Below are 13,846 nucleotides of genomic sequence, written 5' to 3' on the forward strand. Positions count from 1 at the left end.
GATTCTAAATAAGAGGGAGATTTAGATATTATGCAAAATGAAAGTAAGTATTATGACAAAATGTCATTTACTCGAGTGTTTAGTTGGCATTGGTACAAAGACCAAATGTCAGGTTGGACAAAAGCTAGCTATATATTACTAGCAGTAGGTATCATAATTCAATTGTATATTGGATTAGGACATGGAATTAGTCCACTAGGAGTCACATCAACAATAGCCGGTATTATTGGATTTAGCTGTACTGTGTCAATCACAAATGGACGTCCAATAAACGGTATATTAGGCTTTATTTCAGCTGTTATGTTGATTTATGTTGCATTAGTCACAGGAAATTATTCTGATATTATTATGCAAGCTGCATATATTATATTATTAGATATTCCAATTCTAATTCAAAAACAATGGTCTAGCCATGATCCAAGAAAAATGACTGGAACTGATGTTTTTCAGACTATATTAATTTTTCTAGCATTTTTAGTTGCAACTTATATTTTAGATACAGTTATTTTACACAGTCCACAAGCAATATTAGATGCAATTAGTGCAACAATCGGTTTAACAGGTGCTGTATTAACTGTAAGAAGATTTCGTTCAAGTTATTATTTTTGGACTGCTCAAGGAGTTATGAGTATTGCACTTTGGATTCAAACAGCAATGCATGGACATCCCGTGTGGGTTTTAATGATAACTTATATGCTATATCTAGCCAATGATATAGTTGCATTTACTGATAGTAAATGGTTTCATGAAAATAAATAATTAACTTTACTCGAACAAGTAATTTATGACTAAGAAGTATATTCTATTTTGGAATATACTTTTTTATTTTGTATAATAAAATATAGTTGATAAGGAGTGACTATGAAAACAAGAGATTTAATACAAACATCCATAGTAGCAGGGATTTATATAGCTATATCATTATTACTGACGCCATTTTCCTATGGTCCTGTACAATTTAGAATTGCTGAAATGCTTAATCATTTTGCAATATTTGATAAAAAGTATATTTGGGCACTAACTGGGGGATGTTTAGTAGTGAATTTATTTTCTCCATTGGCAGTAGTAGACGTAGTTTTTGGAACATTAGGGACACTTGTTATGACATTTATTAGTTACTTATTGAGTAAGTATGTTAAGTCATTAAAATTAAAACTAACAGTTTCTACCATAACTTGTACTATTTTTATGTGGTCAATAGCCTTAGAATTGCACATTGTTTCTAAAATTCCCTTTTGGATGACTTATGGGACTGTTGCTTTAGGCGAACTGGGCTCAATGGTAATAGGAGCGGTGTTAATTTATTTAATAAATAAAAGAATAAATATAAAGGAGATGTTGAAATAATGACTTTTGAAAATGCACTTAGAGAAATGAAAAAAGGGAAAAAAATAACTCGTGATGGATGGCAATCAGGTGAGGTTGGTATTTTTATTGTAAATAATTCAAAATATCAAGGAGAAGATATTGGGGAATATATCCTAATTGAGACAAATGAGACTCCAAAATTTTATATGTTCCAACCAACATCTTGTGATGTGTTAGCTGATGACTGGAGTATTGTTGATTAATGGACTTAAATTTAGAGAATAAAAAAGTTCTAGTTACAGGTGCTTCCAGTGGCATCGGATATGAGCAAGTAAAATTATTTTTAGAAAATAATGCCAAAGTAATTGGCATTGATAAAAACAATTGTGATATAAAAAGTGAAAATTTTACTTTTAAAAAATGTGATATTACTAACTTTAAAGAGTTAGAAAATATATTAAGCGATATAACTCAAATTGATATAATTTGTAATACTGCCGGAATTCTCGATGATTATCACTCCACTACTGATACTCAGTTAGATGAGTGGAATAAGGTGTTAGATACTAACATAACAAGTCAATTTGTAATTGCTAAAAAATTATTACCACTTATGATACAACAAAAATCTGGAGTTTTTGTGAACATGGCATCCATAGCTGGTATTATATCTGGTGGAGGTGGAGCTTCTTACACCGCTTCAAAACATGCAATCATAGGATTTACTAAGCAGTTAAATTTTGATTATGCTAAATATGGAATAAGGGCGAACTGTATAGCTCCAGGTGCAGTAAGAACTAGTATGAATAGTTCTGATTTTAATAATGGCGGAGAAATTGCAAGTATTGTCGAAGAAGCTACACCTGCAAAAAGATATGCTACTCCTAAAGAAGTCGCCGAGTTGTCTTTATTTCTTGCCAGTGAGAAGTCGAAATATATGTTTGGTTCTATTGTTTCAATCGATGGTGGTTGGACAATAGATAAGTTTATTTGATAGACCTATTTTATTAAGTAGAGGATAAGTAATTATGAATGATAAAACATTTATGCGTATTAAAGAATTAACAGAATTACAAGGGACTAGTGGATTTGAACATGAAATACGTGATTATATGAGAAAGTCAATAACTCCTTTAGTTGATGAAGTTTCACAAGATGGACTAGGTGGTATTTTTGGTATAAAAAATAGTTCTGATTCTAATTCTAGAAGGGTAATGGTTGCTTCTCACATGGATGAAGTAGGATTCATGCTAACACAGATAAATGCAAATGGATTATTCAATGCTGTAGCTTTAGGAGGCTGGAATTCTTATGTTGTTTCAGCTCAGAGATTTACTCTTAAGACGTCTAGTGGCAAAAACTATCCTTGTATTTCATCTTCGATACCCCCTCATTTATTGAGAGGAACAACTGGACAGAGTAGTTTAGATATATCAAAAATTTTATTTGATGCAGGATTTGAGTCACGTGAAGAAGCTATGGAGTATGGAGTAAGACCAGGTGATGTGATTATTCCACAAGTTGAAACCATTAAAACTGCTAATGAAAAAAATATTATCTCAAAGGCATGGGACAATAGATATGGATGCACATTGGTACTTGAAGCACTAGAAGAGCTTCAAAATGAAGAGTTAGGTCACACTTTAATTGCGGGAGCCAATGTTCAAGAAGAAGTAGGACTTCGTGGTTCAAAACCATCAGTTACAAAATTTAAGCCTGATTTATTTTTTGCAGTGGATTGTTCAGCTGCGAATGATATAAACACAAAAGAAGGAACTTTTGGTCATTTAGGCGAGGGAGTTCTACTAAGGATACAAGATCCTAGACTTATAACTTTGCCTAGATTAAAGGAATATTTATTAGATATTGCTGAAACTAATAAAATACCTTATCAATATTTTGTTTCTAAAGGTGGTACCGATGCTGGTGATGCACATACGGCAAATGAGGGAATACCAAGTACAGTAATAGGTGTAGCCGGAAGATATATACATACACATCAAACAATGTTTAATATATCTGATTATGATGCTGCAAAAGAAATGTTGGTACAAGTTTTAAAAGGACTTGATAAAAGTACAATTGATACAATTGTTCGTGGACTATAATGTATGTTACAATTTCAAGATAAGTTAAAAGCCAACAGCTTAGATGCTGCTGGTTTTTGTTTTTAAGAATAAATATAAGTGAGGAATCTATTAAGTGATAACAGTAAGCGACATGAGTTTAACAATGGGCGGACGTAAGCTTTATGATGAGGTTAATCTAAAGTTTACAGAAGGAAATTGTTACGGAGTTATTGGAGCTAATGGTGCTGGTAAATCAACATTTTTAAAACTTTTAGAAGGAAAAATTCAACCTAGTTCTGGAAATATTTCTATTGGTAAAGATGAAAGAATGTCTAGTTTAAATCAAGATCATTATGCTTTTGAAGAATTTGAAGTTCTAGATACAGTAATACAAGGTCACAAAGAGCTTCATGATGTAATGCAAGAAAAAAATGCTCTATATGCAAAAGAAGATTTTAATGACGAAGACGGAATAAAAGCTGCTGATTTGGAAGCAAAATTTGCGGAATTAGATGGTTGGAATGCTGAATCTGAAGCAGCACAGCTACTACAAGAGCTAGGAATCAGTGAAGAATTGCATCATGTAAAAATGAGCGAGTTAATGGAAGGCCAAAAGATTAAAGTATTATTGGGTCAAGCATTATTTGGTAAACCAGATATATTACTTCTTGATGAGCCTACTAATGGCTTGGATATGGCTTCTGAAGTATGGCTTGAAAATTTCTTAGCTGATTTTCCTAATATTGTTATTGTTGTTTCTCATGATCGTCATTTTTTGAATCAAGTATGTACTTCAATGTGTGATGTTGATTTTGGAAAAATCAAATTATTTGTCGGAAACTATGATTTCTGGTTGGAATCAAGTCAGCTAGCTGCAAAACTACAAGCAAATCAAAATGCAAAAAAAGAAGAGCAAATTAAAGAATTGCAAGAATTTGTTGCAAGATTTTCTGCCAATGCTTCTAAATCTAAACAAGCTACTTCAAGAAAGAAACAGTTAGAAAAAATCACCTTGGATGATATACAACCTTCATCACGTAAATATCCATTTATTAAGTTTGATTTTCAAAGAGAACTTGGAAATGACCTTGTTCGAGTTGAAAATATTTCAAAAACTATTGATGGTGTTAAAGTTTTAGATAATATTACTTTTACTATAAAGCCAGATGAGAAAACAGCAATTATTTCACAAAATGACATTGCTTCATCTACACTAATGCAAATATTGGCTGGAGATATGAGTCCAGATGAAGGAAGTGTGACTTGGGGTGTTACAAGTACACAGTCTTATTTACCTAAAGATACAAATTCAGCATTTAACAATGATAAATTAAGTATTCTTGATTGGCTAAGGCAATTTGCAAGTAAAGAAGAAGATGATAATACTTTCTTGAGAGGATTTTTAGGAAAAATGCTTTTCTCAGGAGATGAAGTGGACAAAGAAATTAAGGTTTTATCTGGTGGTGAAAAAGTTCGTTGTATTTTATCTAAGATGATGCTGCAAAAGGCTAATACCTTAATAATGGATGATCCAACTAATCATTTAGACTTAGAGTCAATTACATCTTTAAATGATGGTTTAATTGGATTTAAGGGTGCGTTAATATTCACATCACATGATCATGAGTTTATACAAACAATTGCTAACCACATAATTGAAGTATCTGATAAGGGTATGGTTGAACGTGCCGATACAACTTTTGATGAATTTTTAAATCATGAAGAATTGCAAAAACAAGTAAAAAAATTATATGCGTAAACACTCATTTATGGGTGTTTTTTTATATTATATATTTTTTGTGACAAACTACCTTGACACACACAGTAATATGTTATAAATTATTAAAGTACTTTAATGGAGGTGCGTAATGAAGTCTATTTCAAAAGATATCATTAGAGGTAATACTGAAATGATAGTCTTAAGTATCTTGAATCAAGGAGATAGTTATGGATATCAAGTTTCAAAAACTGTACAGGAACTAACTGAAGGTGAATATATACTAAATGAGGCAACATTATATACTGTATTTCGCCGATTAGAAAAAAATAATGCCATTCAAAGCTACTGGGGAGATGAAACTAAAGGATCTAGAAGAAAATATTATAAGATTACCGAAAGTGGAATTGATCAGTTAGACGCTAATCTAATTGAATGGGATTATTCAAAAAAAATAATTGATAAAATTATAAAGGGGAAAATTTAACATGAATAAAATCGAAATGAAAATTAGAACAAAAATAGATCAAATTTTTTCAAAATACAAACCATCAGAAAATATAACTGAATTGAAAGAAGAATTAATAGCTGATTTATCAGAAATTGCAAATGATCAACAAGATATGGGAAAAAGTGAGGATGAAGCAGTTGAAGCTGCATTTAAACATCTAGGTGATCTTAATGAATTAATGCAAGAATTTGACGAAGTTAATAAAGAAGATCAGAAAATAGAGTCAGATGAAAATACAGTTAAAATCGGCAAATTTATAATAAAAGATAATCAAATTAAATATGATGATAAAGTTATTATTGACGAAGATCGAGTAGATTTTGGGAAATTTTTAAAAGTTGAAGATGGTTCTGTTGATATGGGAAATGGATTTTTTAGAGTTGATGACGATGGAATTTCTTTAGGTCATGAAAGAACTAATGGTGGATTTAGCCATTTAAAATTAGTTAATAATGTCAAATTTGATATTTCTCAAATTAATGATCTAGTAATAAGTTATTCAAATGACCAACTTGAAATAAAACAATCACCATCTGATGAATTGATAATTAATGAATATATGAGTCGTAATAATAAACGATACTATTTGAGAAGTACTAATGTTGGAAATGGGCAGTTGTATATAAAACAAGGCGATAGGCCAATCATGTGGCATGTACGCACAAAAATAGAAATCTATCTACCCGAAAAATATGCCAATAGAGTTACATTTGTGAACAAAAATGGAAAGGTCTTGTTAGACCAAATAAATAGTCAAGCCGATTTATCGGTCACAGCTACAAATGGTGCAACCAATATTAGTAATGCAAATATTAAAAACTTAAATTTATTTTGTGCAAATGGTGCTATAAAGTTAAATAGTGTAAAATTACAAGATTCAGAAATTATTTCTAATAATGGCTCAATAACAGGTAATAATCTTGAAGGATTATTTAAAGTGAAAACAAGAAATGGTGCTGTTAAGCTAGATCAAATAAATGGCGGCGGTGATTTTAATGGTAATAATGGAGCTATTAGACTGATTTTTACAAAAGTAAGTGAAGATATTAATGCCTTTACAAAAAATGGTGCCATTAAAATGGAAGTTCCTGCGGATACAAAAGCTAATTTTGTCTTACAAAGTAAGTCTGGAATAGTAAGAAATAGAATAGAAAATAAAACATATAATTATGAGGCACAAGGATTTATGCAAGGGGTACTAAATGGTGAAAATAATCCCGAATATTCAATTAATGCAAAAAGTAACCATGGATCAATTAAATTGATTTAAAAAAAGTACAAATAAATTGAATTTTTTATTTTGAACAATGATATAGTTTATCTTAGTTTATTTTTAAGTCAAAAATGTGATAGTTCATTAAAAGTTATTAATATTGATTATTAATAAAAAAACCTTAAACTAGATAGTTTTTCTAGTTTAAGGTTTTTATTTGTCTCCGTATCCACTTGGATTTTTAGTTTCCCAAGTCCAAGCATCTTGAATGATTTTTTCAACGTTATCATATTTTGGCTTCCAATTTAAAACGGTTCTAGCTTTTGTGCTATCAGCGATTAGAGTACTTGGATCACCAGGTCTTCTTGGACCAATTTTTGTTGGAATTTCTTTTCCGGTAACTTTACGTGCAGCTTCAACAATTTGTAGATTAGAAAATCCAGTTGATGAGCCCAAATTAAAAGCATTACTATCATTACCAGCCTTTAAGTATTCAAATGCAAGACGATGTGCTTCTGCTAAATCCATAACATGAACGTAATCTCTCACATTTGTACCATCGGTAGTGTCATAATCATTACCAAAAATTGTTAATTCATTACGAGTTCCATGAGCTACATCAAGAACAATAGGTGTCAAATGTGTTTCAGGGTTATGATCTTCTCCGATACTTCCATCAGGCTTAGCTCCTCCAACATTGAAATAACGAAGAGCAACAAATTTGATACCGTAAGCAGTATCAGCCCAGTGCATCATCTTTTCCATAGCTAATTTTGTTTCACCATATGGATTTGTAGGTACTTGAGGATCCGTTTCTTTAATTGGAATTTGTTTTGGTTCTCCATAAGTGGCAGCAGTTGAAGAAAATACAATATTTTTCACACTATATTCGTTCATAATTTCCAATAGCACGTTCATTCCATAAACATTATTGTCATAATAATCAAGAGGTTTTTTCATTGATTCTGGAACTATTGAAAATGCTGCAAAGTGAATAACGCCGTCAATTACTTCATTATCAAAAACTCTTCGCATGAATGATTTATCGCGTAAATCACCTTCATAAAATTTAGCTTTTTTATTGATAGCATCTTTGTGACCAGTTGAAAGATTGTCTACGACAACAACCTCATAGTTATTTTCACAAAACCAGTCAACTGCGTGAGAACCGATATAACCAGCTCCACCTACAATTAATACAGACATTACTTGTTCCTCCTTAGAATTTATCTTATTAAATGGTATATTTAAATATGATATATTACAATATTTTTTGTGTTTTTCATTACTATTGTGGTAAATTTAATACTGAAATTATGAACGGGGAAATATGAAAGTATGAAAAAATTTTTAAAAAATTTATTGATAATAATATTAATATTGTTATCAATAGTATTAATATTTAATAAACAAATTACGGCAACAAGTCTTAAACATTATAATGATCAACGTGTTGAAAAAATCACAAGAAAACAAATTGTAAAAAATGAAAAGGCTAAAGCAGATTATAATTTTGCCAACGTTAAACAACTTGGTCCTGGAAAGATTATCAATGGAATGATAGGCGGATATATTCCAATCATTGGTGCTATTTCAGTCCCAAGTGTAGGAATAAAATTACCAATTGCTAAAGGTGTAAGTAATATGGTTCTAGCGACTTCTGGAGGGACTATGAAGCCCAATCAAAAAATGGGGGAAGGAAATTATGCTTTAGCAGGACATGATTATAAGTCCATTTTTATGCCAACACATGACATAAAATTAGGAGACAAGATATATATTTCTGATTTTAAAAATGTTTATGAATACGAAGTTTATTCAAAAAAAGCAGTTGAACCAACAGAGGTTAATGTAATTGATGATGTTAAAGGACAAAAAATTATTACTTTAATTACATGTACCGATAACAATACAAAACGTTTAGCAACTCAAGGAAGGCTTGTTTCCAAAAAAGCAAAAGATAAAAATACAATAAAAATTATTACAGAAAATAGTAAAGAAAAATCAACAAGAAATAAATATGAAACTAGTGACATTTTAATGATGATTGGCGGACTATTAATCTTAATAATTTTGGTATTGACTTTAGTAATTAAGAAAAGAAAATAAAAATTAAAACTTGATGATAGAAGTCTTAAATAGATTTCAATTCATTAAGTTTTTTTGATTTAAAAATGTATAATATACTCATGGATAAAAATTGGAAATTAAGAAAAAAAATTGATAATAATTTAGTGACTAGTTTATCAAATAAACTTGGGCTTCCCATAATAACTGTGAAATTATTAGTGTCGAGAAATATTGATACTGAGGAAAAAATAACAGATTTTTTAGACACTTCAATAGAAAAAATAGATGATCCTTTTAAATTAAATGATATGCAAAAAGCCATAGATAGGATTGAACAGGCATTAGATAATAATGAAAAAATAGTTATTTATGGAGATTATGACTCAGATGGATTAACAAGCACATCAATTATGAAAGAAGCTATTGAGATAATTGGAGGTCAAGTTGATACATATATCCCTGATCGGTTTAGTGATGGTTATGGACCTAATATCGAAAGATATCAGGAATTTATTAATCAGGGATATCAATTAATAATTACCGTAGATAATGGAGTAAGTGGTTATGAAGCAGTTGAACTTGCTCAAAATAATAATGTTGATGTAATAATAACAGATCATCATACTTTGCCTGAAAAACTACCAAATGCAACAGCGATAATACATCCAAGAATAAAAGGAAATGAATATTCTTGTCAGGATTTATCTGGGGCTGGTGTTGCTTTTAAAGTTGCAAGTGCCTTATTGCAAGAAGTGCCTTTAGATTTATTAGACTTAGCTGCAATAGGAACAATTTCAGATGTTGTAAAACTAAGTGGTGAAAATAAAGTAATAGTAGCAAATGGTATAAAGCAAATTCAAAGTGGTAATAGAATTGGACTAAAAGAGCTTTTTAAAACAATAAAATTAGATATTAAAAAAGTAGACGAAGAAGTTATTGGTTATCAAATAGCACCTAGATTAAATGCATTAGGTAGAATTAAGAATGCAAATATTGGTGTTGATTTACTTACAGAGCAAGATATTGACTCTGTTAAAAAAATTGCTAAAGAAGTCGATGAAACTAACTCTTTAAGAAGACAATATTCTGACGAAATATATCAAAAAGCAAGTAAAAAATTATCAAGAAATAAAATGAAATTTCAAGTATTGTATGACGACAACTGGAATGAAGGAGTATTAGGAATAGTCGCCGGAAAAATTTCTGATGAAACCAATAAACCTACATTAGTCCTTTCAAAGCATGGTGATGTTTATAAAGGTTCAGGAAGATCACCAATAGGCTTTAATTTATTTGAAGCTTTAGAAAAACATAAAGATTTATATACAAGCTTTGGAGGCCATGCACAAGCATGCGGTGTTTCTATTAAGACGGATAAGATTGAAGAATTCTCTGATATAATTCAAAAAGAAATAGATATCCAAGGCTTTAATAAAGTTGAGGAAAAAGAATGTATATATGATTTAAACCTGGATACAAAAGAGATTTCTTTTACTTTATTAGATCAAATAAATATACTAGCGCCTTTTGGTGAAGGTAATCCTAAACCTATTTTTAAGTCTTCAAATGTAGAAATAGTTGATGAAAAAAATATTGGTAATGATAAAACACACTTAAAAGGAAAAATTAAGCAAAATCAAATAAAAACAGAATTTATAGCTTTTAGATTTTCAAATGAGTTTAATACCATTAAAGATATTCCTTTATATGATGCATATTATCAAATAGGAATTAATGAGTGGCTGGGTAAAAAAAATATACAGCTTATGATTAGTGATATAAGATCTGATAAATTCGGCACACAATTTATTGATTGGCGTAATCATGAGTTTGATATAAAAAAATTAGACAATGATTTATCACTTATTTTTTTTAATAAACGATATTTTGATTTATTTGAACAAAGAGGAAACGATATAAGTGCTTATTTATGGAATAACCCACAAATAAGCAAATTAAATAAAATTTTAGTTTTTGACAGACCGCATAACATTAATAACTTTAAAAAATTTATTGATGTTCAACAGGCACAATTTGTCTATTTATTATTTTATTCACAGTTAAAGTATAGTTATGAATTAGTACCTGATAAAAAAGAGATGCATGATACACTCAAATTCTTTTTAACACATCAAGGAATAAGGGAAAATGACTATCAGACAATTTCTAAATACTTAAATATTAATATTAATAACTTAAAATTTTATATTAACGTGTTTTTTGAGCTAGGTTTTGTTAAAATTAATGGCGGAGTGATAAGTTCTCAACAAATTGATAAAAATAAAAACTTAGAGTCTTCACTTTTTTATCAAAAAAGATTACAAAGAAATGAAGTTGGATCACTGCTAGTAAATTCTAGTTATCAAGATCTACTTTCATGGATTGAAAAACAATAATGGAGTAAGTAATGGATTATAAAAAATATATTGCCAATGTTCCTGATTTTCCAGAACCTGGTGTTTTATTCAGAGACATTTCACCTTTGATGCTTGACGGTCAAGCATATCATGCGGCGACAGATGATATCGCTGAATATGCCAGAGAACGTGGAGCTGAATTAATTTGTGGCCCTGAAGCTCGTGGTTTTATTGTTGGATGTCCTGTAGCTAATAAGCTAGGAATTGGCTTTGCACCTGCAAGAAAAAAAGGAAAACTTCCAAGAGAAACAGTTTCAGTAACGTATGATTTAGAATATGGTCAAGGTTCTTTATATATGCAAAAAGATGCCGTGAAACCTGGACAAAAAGTCTTAGTTGTTGACGATTTGATGGCAACTGGAGGAACACTAAAAGCAACTATTGACTTAGTTGAAAAATTAGGTGGCGAAGTTGTAGGGACTGCATTTATAATTGAATTGAAAGATCTGAATGGTCGCCAAAAAATTAAAGACTATGATATGTTTACATTAACTCAATATTAAAATTGAGTTTTTATATGGAGACGTGGCAGAGTGGTAATGCAGCGGACTCGAAATCCGCCGAACCGGTTAATACCGGCGCGCAGGTTCAAATCCTGTCGTCTCCTTTGATTAGAAAGTAAGCACTTGTAACGAATTGAAATAATAACAGTAAATGCTGTTAAATCAATAGTTGCAAGTGCTTTTTTGTCTGTGTTTTATTATTCAAGTTTATAAACTTATGCAATAATTTGCAACGTAAAAGTAGCCAAAAAGTAGCCACTTATTTTTTAAAAATTATTTAGAGCATTTAGTATTTTGTCATCAGACTTATCTGTAACATGTTCATATATATTCATAGTAATTGAGACATCTAGATGTCCCAATCTCTTTTGTACATCTTTAATAGTAATATCTGGATTTTCATCATATAAGAGGATAGCATGAGTATGTCTAAATCCATGAGTTGATATCTGGTGTAGGTTTAGGGCACTTTATATAATCAACTTGTTGTTAAAAAGAAATATACAAGTACTATAAAAGAAGTTATGAAGAACGTTAACTATATACAATTGGAAGGGTTGGTTAATATTTTTAGCAATTTAGAAAATGATAAGCTTGATATTGATGGTTTTCAGTCTGAAATTACATCTCTTAAAGAAAATTATAGTGTTCTAAGTAAACTAGACTTTTCAAATATAGAAAATGAATTTTTAATCAATATAATAAGGTTTAAAAACAATATGTATAAAAGAACAATAATTATGGAGCAATTATTAAATTTAATGCAAGATCAGAAATCTTTAAATATAATGCTGCAATTATGAATGAAAAAGAAAGAAAACTAAATACATTTGCAAAAACCATTTATGACACAAATTATAACTTTTCTGCGATAAACATTGAAGTTCCTGATTTGAAGGCTTATTTAAAAAACTATCCTACATTATTGCAAAGAATTGAAAATATATCTAAAAAATTAGACTATTAAAATAAGCTCACTACTTACTATTAATTTAGTAGGTAGTGGGTTTTTTTGTTTGTCACAGTCAACTATTATTAATGTTAATTTTAAAGTGAAATAAATTATGAGATAATAAGCCAAATTTAAAATATTGATGAGTGGGGGAATTAATATGGTTATAAAGAGTGATAAACGTGTGGCAAATCAATTAGCTAATGACATAGGAGAATCTATCACTGATTTAAGTAATATAAAGGGTAATTCTATAGACCGAAACAGTATAACTAATGTGTCTGTAGTGAAAAGTGTTGGTAATACAATTGATAATGTAGTTGATTTTGTTTCTAAATATGAATTAGCAGTTAAACAAATGATGAATGATATCAAGTCAGTTGCTGATAACTTTGAAATAACTGATGAAGATGCTAAGAAACATCATATGAATCAATATGAAGAAAATCACATGTATTTTAGCCTCTGCTGCCGGATATCAAGGAAACTTCGTTTGGGGAACAGCTGCAGCCAACTTAAATACTCATGAATTAAAAAAGAAATTGAAATCAATTGGATTTTCAGATAACGAAATTAATAAAATGATAGTAAATAAAGAGAAAAAGTATTATCCATATGTTAGTAAGAAATATGATTTTGGACATTTAGCTGCTTGTCTATCAGTCATCACAAATAATAATTCTGGGAAAGTATTTGCTGATGTTGGAACCACTTCTATATTTTCTTTTTTAAACTCAGACAATGAGACTATTGATAGAACAAAGAGAAAGTCGTATGACAGAATTGATGAAGCAGCAACATTCAGAGGAGATATTGCATCGGGATCATTCGATAGAAAAGATTATATGGCGGATGTAGATGCTTTAAATCTTAAAAAAGAGGACTAGGAGAGAAAAATAGTTTAGATATATTAAATAGATATTTTTCATCACTTTCAAATTGAACAAATAGAGCAGATGAGTTAGCAAAAAATTATGGTAGAAAAACCAATTTAATAAATGGAAGTACAATTTAACTAATAAGGATAAACTGAATAAGAACAATAATGATATGTGAAATTACTTTTTGAAAGATTTTAACAGGTAG

General features: G+C 29.9%; 17 protein-coding genes and 1 tRNA gene. 16 read left to right on the top strand and 2 right to left on the bottom strand.

Going from position 1 to position 13,846, the window contains the following annotated elements; genetic code table 11:
- Nucleotides 1-30: 30 nt before the first annotated feature.
- The 8 genes from pnuC to ACUV9F_RS03165 all read left to right on the top strand — a co-directional run bounded on the left by pnuC (nt 31) and on the right by ACUV9F_RS03165 (nt 6,875).
- The gene (pnuC, locus tag ACUV9F_RS03130; protein WP_446184230.1) at nt 31-759 is read left to right on the top strand and encodes a nicotinamide riboside transporter PnuC; all 729 of its coding nucleotides are present in this window, start codon (nt 31-33) and stop codon (nt 757-759) included.
- 102 nt (nt 760-861) lie between these two features.
- Complete coding sequence (locus ACUV9F_RS03135) at nt 862-1,347, top strand: QueT transporter family protein (RefSeq protein ID WP_446184231.1); 486 nt, start codon at nt 862-864, stop codon at nt 1,345-1,347.
- Nucleotides 1,347-1,571, top strand: coding sequence for a DUF2829 domain-containing protein (locus ACUV9F_RS03140; RefSeq protein WP_446184232.1), 225 nt, complete (start codon nt 1,347-1,349; stop codon nt 1,569-1,571). Before ACUV9F_RS03135 ends, ACUV9F_RS03140 begins: the two co-directional genes overlap by 1 nt.
- Complete coding sequence (locus ACUV9F_RS03145; protein ID WP_446184233.1) at nt 1,571-2,302, top strand: 3-oxoacyl-ACP reductase; 732 nt, start codon at nt 1,571-1,573, stop codon at nt 2,300-2,302. The genes ACUV9F_RS03140 and ACUV9F_RS03145 overlap by 1 nt, the downstream gene beginning before the upstream one ends.
- A gap of 34 nt (nt 2,303-2,336) precedes the next feature.
- Nucleotides 2,337-3,416 carry a glutamyl aminopeptidase gene (gene pepA, locus ACUV9F_RS03150; protein WP_446184234.1) on the top strand — a complete coding sequence of 360 codons (1,080 nt, stop codon included), beginning with the start codon at nt 2,337-2,339 and terminating at the stop codon, nt 3,414-3,416.
- Nucleotides 3,417-3,510: 94 nt separating this feature from the next.
- Nucleotides 3,511-5,136, top strand: coding sequence for an ABC-F family ATP-binding cassette domain-containing protein (locus ACUV9F_RS03155; RefSeq protein ID WP_446184235.1), 1,626 nt, complete (start codon nt 3,511-3,513; stop codon nt 5,134-5,136).
- 109 nt (nt 5,137-5,245) lie between these two features.
- Nucleotides 5,246-5,581: a PadR family transcriptional regulator gene (locus ACUV9F_RS03160; protein ID WP_446184236.1), complete on the top strand. Its 336-nt coding sequence runs from the start codon at nt 5,246-5,248 to the stop codon at nt 5,579-5,581.
- Between the two features lies 1 nt (nt 5,582).
- Entirely contained in the window at nt 5,583-6,875 is a 1,293-nt protein-coding gene (locus tag ACUV9F_RS03165; protein ID WP_446184237.1) for a DUF4097 family beta strand repeat-containing protein, read from the top strand.
- Nucleotides 6,876-7,031: 156 nt separating this feature from the next.
- Here ACUV9F_RS03165 and galE read toward each other — a convergent pair whose 3' ends face one another.
- Nucleotides 7,032-8,024, bottom strand: coding sequence for a UDP-glucose 4-epimerase GalE (gene galE, locus ACUV9F_RS03170; RefSeq protein ID WP_446184238.1), 993 nt, complete (start codon nt 8,022-8,024; stop codon nt 7,032-7,034).
- 132 nt (nt 8,025-8,156) lie between these two features.
- On the opposite strand from galE, the gene ACUV9F_RS03175 reads away from it, so the two are divergent.
- The 4 genes from ACUV9F_RS03175 (at nt 8,157) to ACUV9F_RS03190 (ending at nt 11,912) form a co-directional block, all read left to right on the top strand.
- Complete coding sequence (locus ACUV9F_RS03175) at nt 8,157-8,927, top strand: class A sortase (protein ID WP_446184239.1); 771 nt, start codon at nt 8,157-8,159, stop codon at nt 8,925-8,927.
- Between the two features lie 80 nt (nt 8,928-9,007).
- Nucleotides 9,008-11,284, top strand: a complete 2,277-nt coding sequence (gene recJ / locus ACUV9F_RS03180) for a single-stranded-DNA-specific exonuclease RecJ (protein WP_446184240.1) — start codon at nt 9,008-9,010, stop codon at nt 11,282-11,284.
- Between the two features lie 11 nt (nt 11,285-11,295).
- The gene (locus tag ACUV9F_RS03185) at nt 11,296-11,808 is read left to right on the top strand and encodes an adenine phosphoribosyltransferase (protein ID WP_446184241.1); all 513 of its coding nucleotides are present in this window, start codon (nt 11,296-11,298) and stop codon (nt 11,806-11,808) included.
- 16 nt (nt 11,809-11,824) lie between these two features.
- Nucleotides 11,825-11,912 (top strand) — tRNA-Ser (locus ACUV9F_RS03190).
- 162 nt (nt 11,913-12,074) lie between these two features.
- Here ACUV9F_RS03190 and ACUV9F_RS03195 read toward each other — a convergent pair.
- Nucleotides 12,075-12,257, bottom strand: a complete 183-nt coding sequence (locus tag ACUV9F_RS03195; RefSeq protein WP_446184346.1) for a tyrosine-type recombinase/integrase — start codon at nt 12,255-12,257, stop codon at nt 12,075-12,077.
- A gap of 75 nt (nt 12,258-12,332) precedes the next feature.
- On the opposite strand from ACUV9F_RS03195, the gene ACUV9F_RS03200 reads away from it, so the two are divergent.
- From ACUV9F_RS03200 to ACUV9F_RS03215, 4 genes are all read left to right on the top strand, one after another.
- The gene (locus tag ACUV9F_RS03200; RefSeq protein ID WP_446184242.1) at nt 12,333-12,611 is read left to right on the top strand and encodes a hypothetical protein; all 279 of its coding nucleotides are present in this window, start codon (nt 12,333-12,335) and stop codon (nt 12,609-12,611) included.
- Nucleotides 12,608-12,775, top strand: a complete 168-nt coding sequence (locus ACUV9F_RS03205; protein WP_446184243.1) for a hypothetical protein — start codon at nt 12,608-12,610, stop codon at nt 12,773-12,775. Before ACUV9F_RS03200 ends, ACUV9F_RS03205 begins: the two co-directional genes overlap by 4 nt.
- Nucleotides 12,776-12,920: 145 nt before the next feature.
- Nucleotides 12,921-13,289, top strand: coding sequence for a TIGR04197 family type VII secretion effector (locus tag ACUV9F_RS03210; protein ID WP_446184244.1), 369 nt, complete (start codon nt 12,921-12,923; stop codon nt 13,287-13,289).
- The gene (locus ACUV9F_RS03215; RefSeq protein ID WP_446184245.1) at nt 13,198-13,647 is read left to right on the top strand and encodes a hypothetical protein; all 450 of its coding nucleotides are present in this window, start codon (nt 13,198-13,200) and stop codon (nt 13,645-13,647) included. The genes ACUV9F_RS03210 and ACUV9F_RS03215 overlap by 92 nt, the downstream gene beginning before the upstream one ends.
- Nucleotides 13,648-13,846: the final 199 nt, after the last annotated feature.

The organism is Daquilactobacillus linshuiensis, assembly GCF_052828685.1.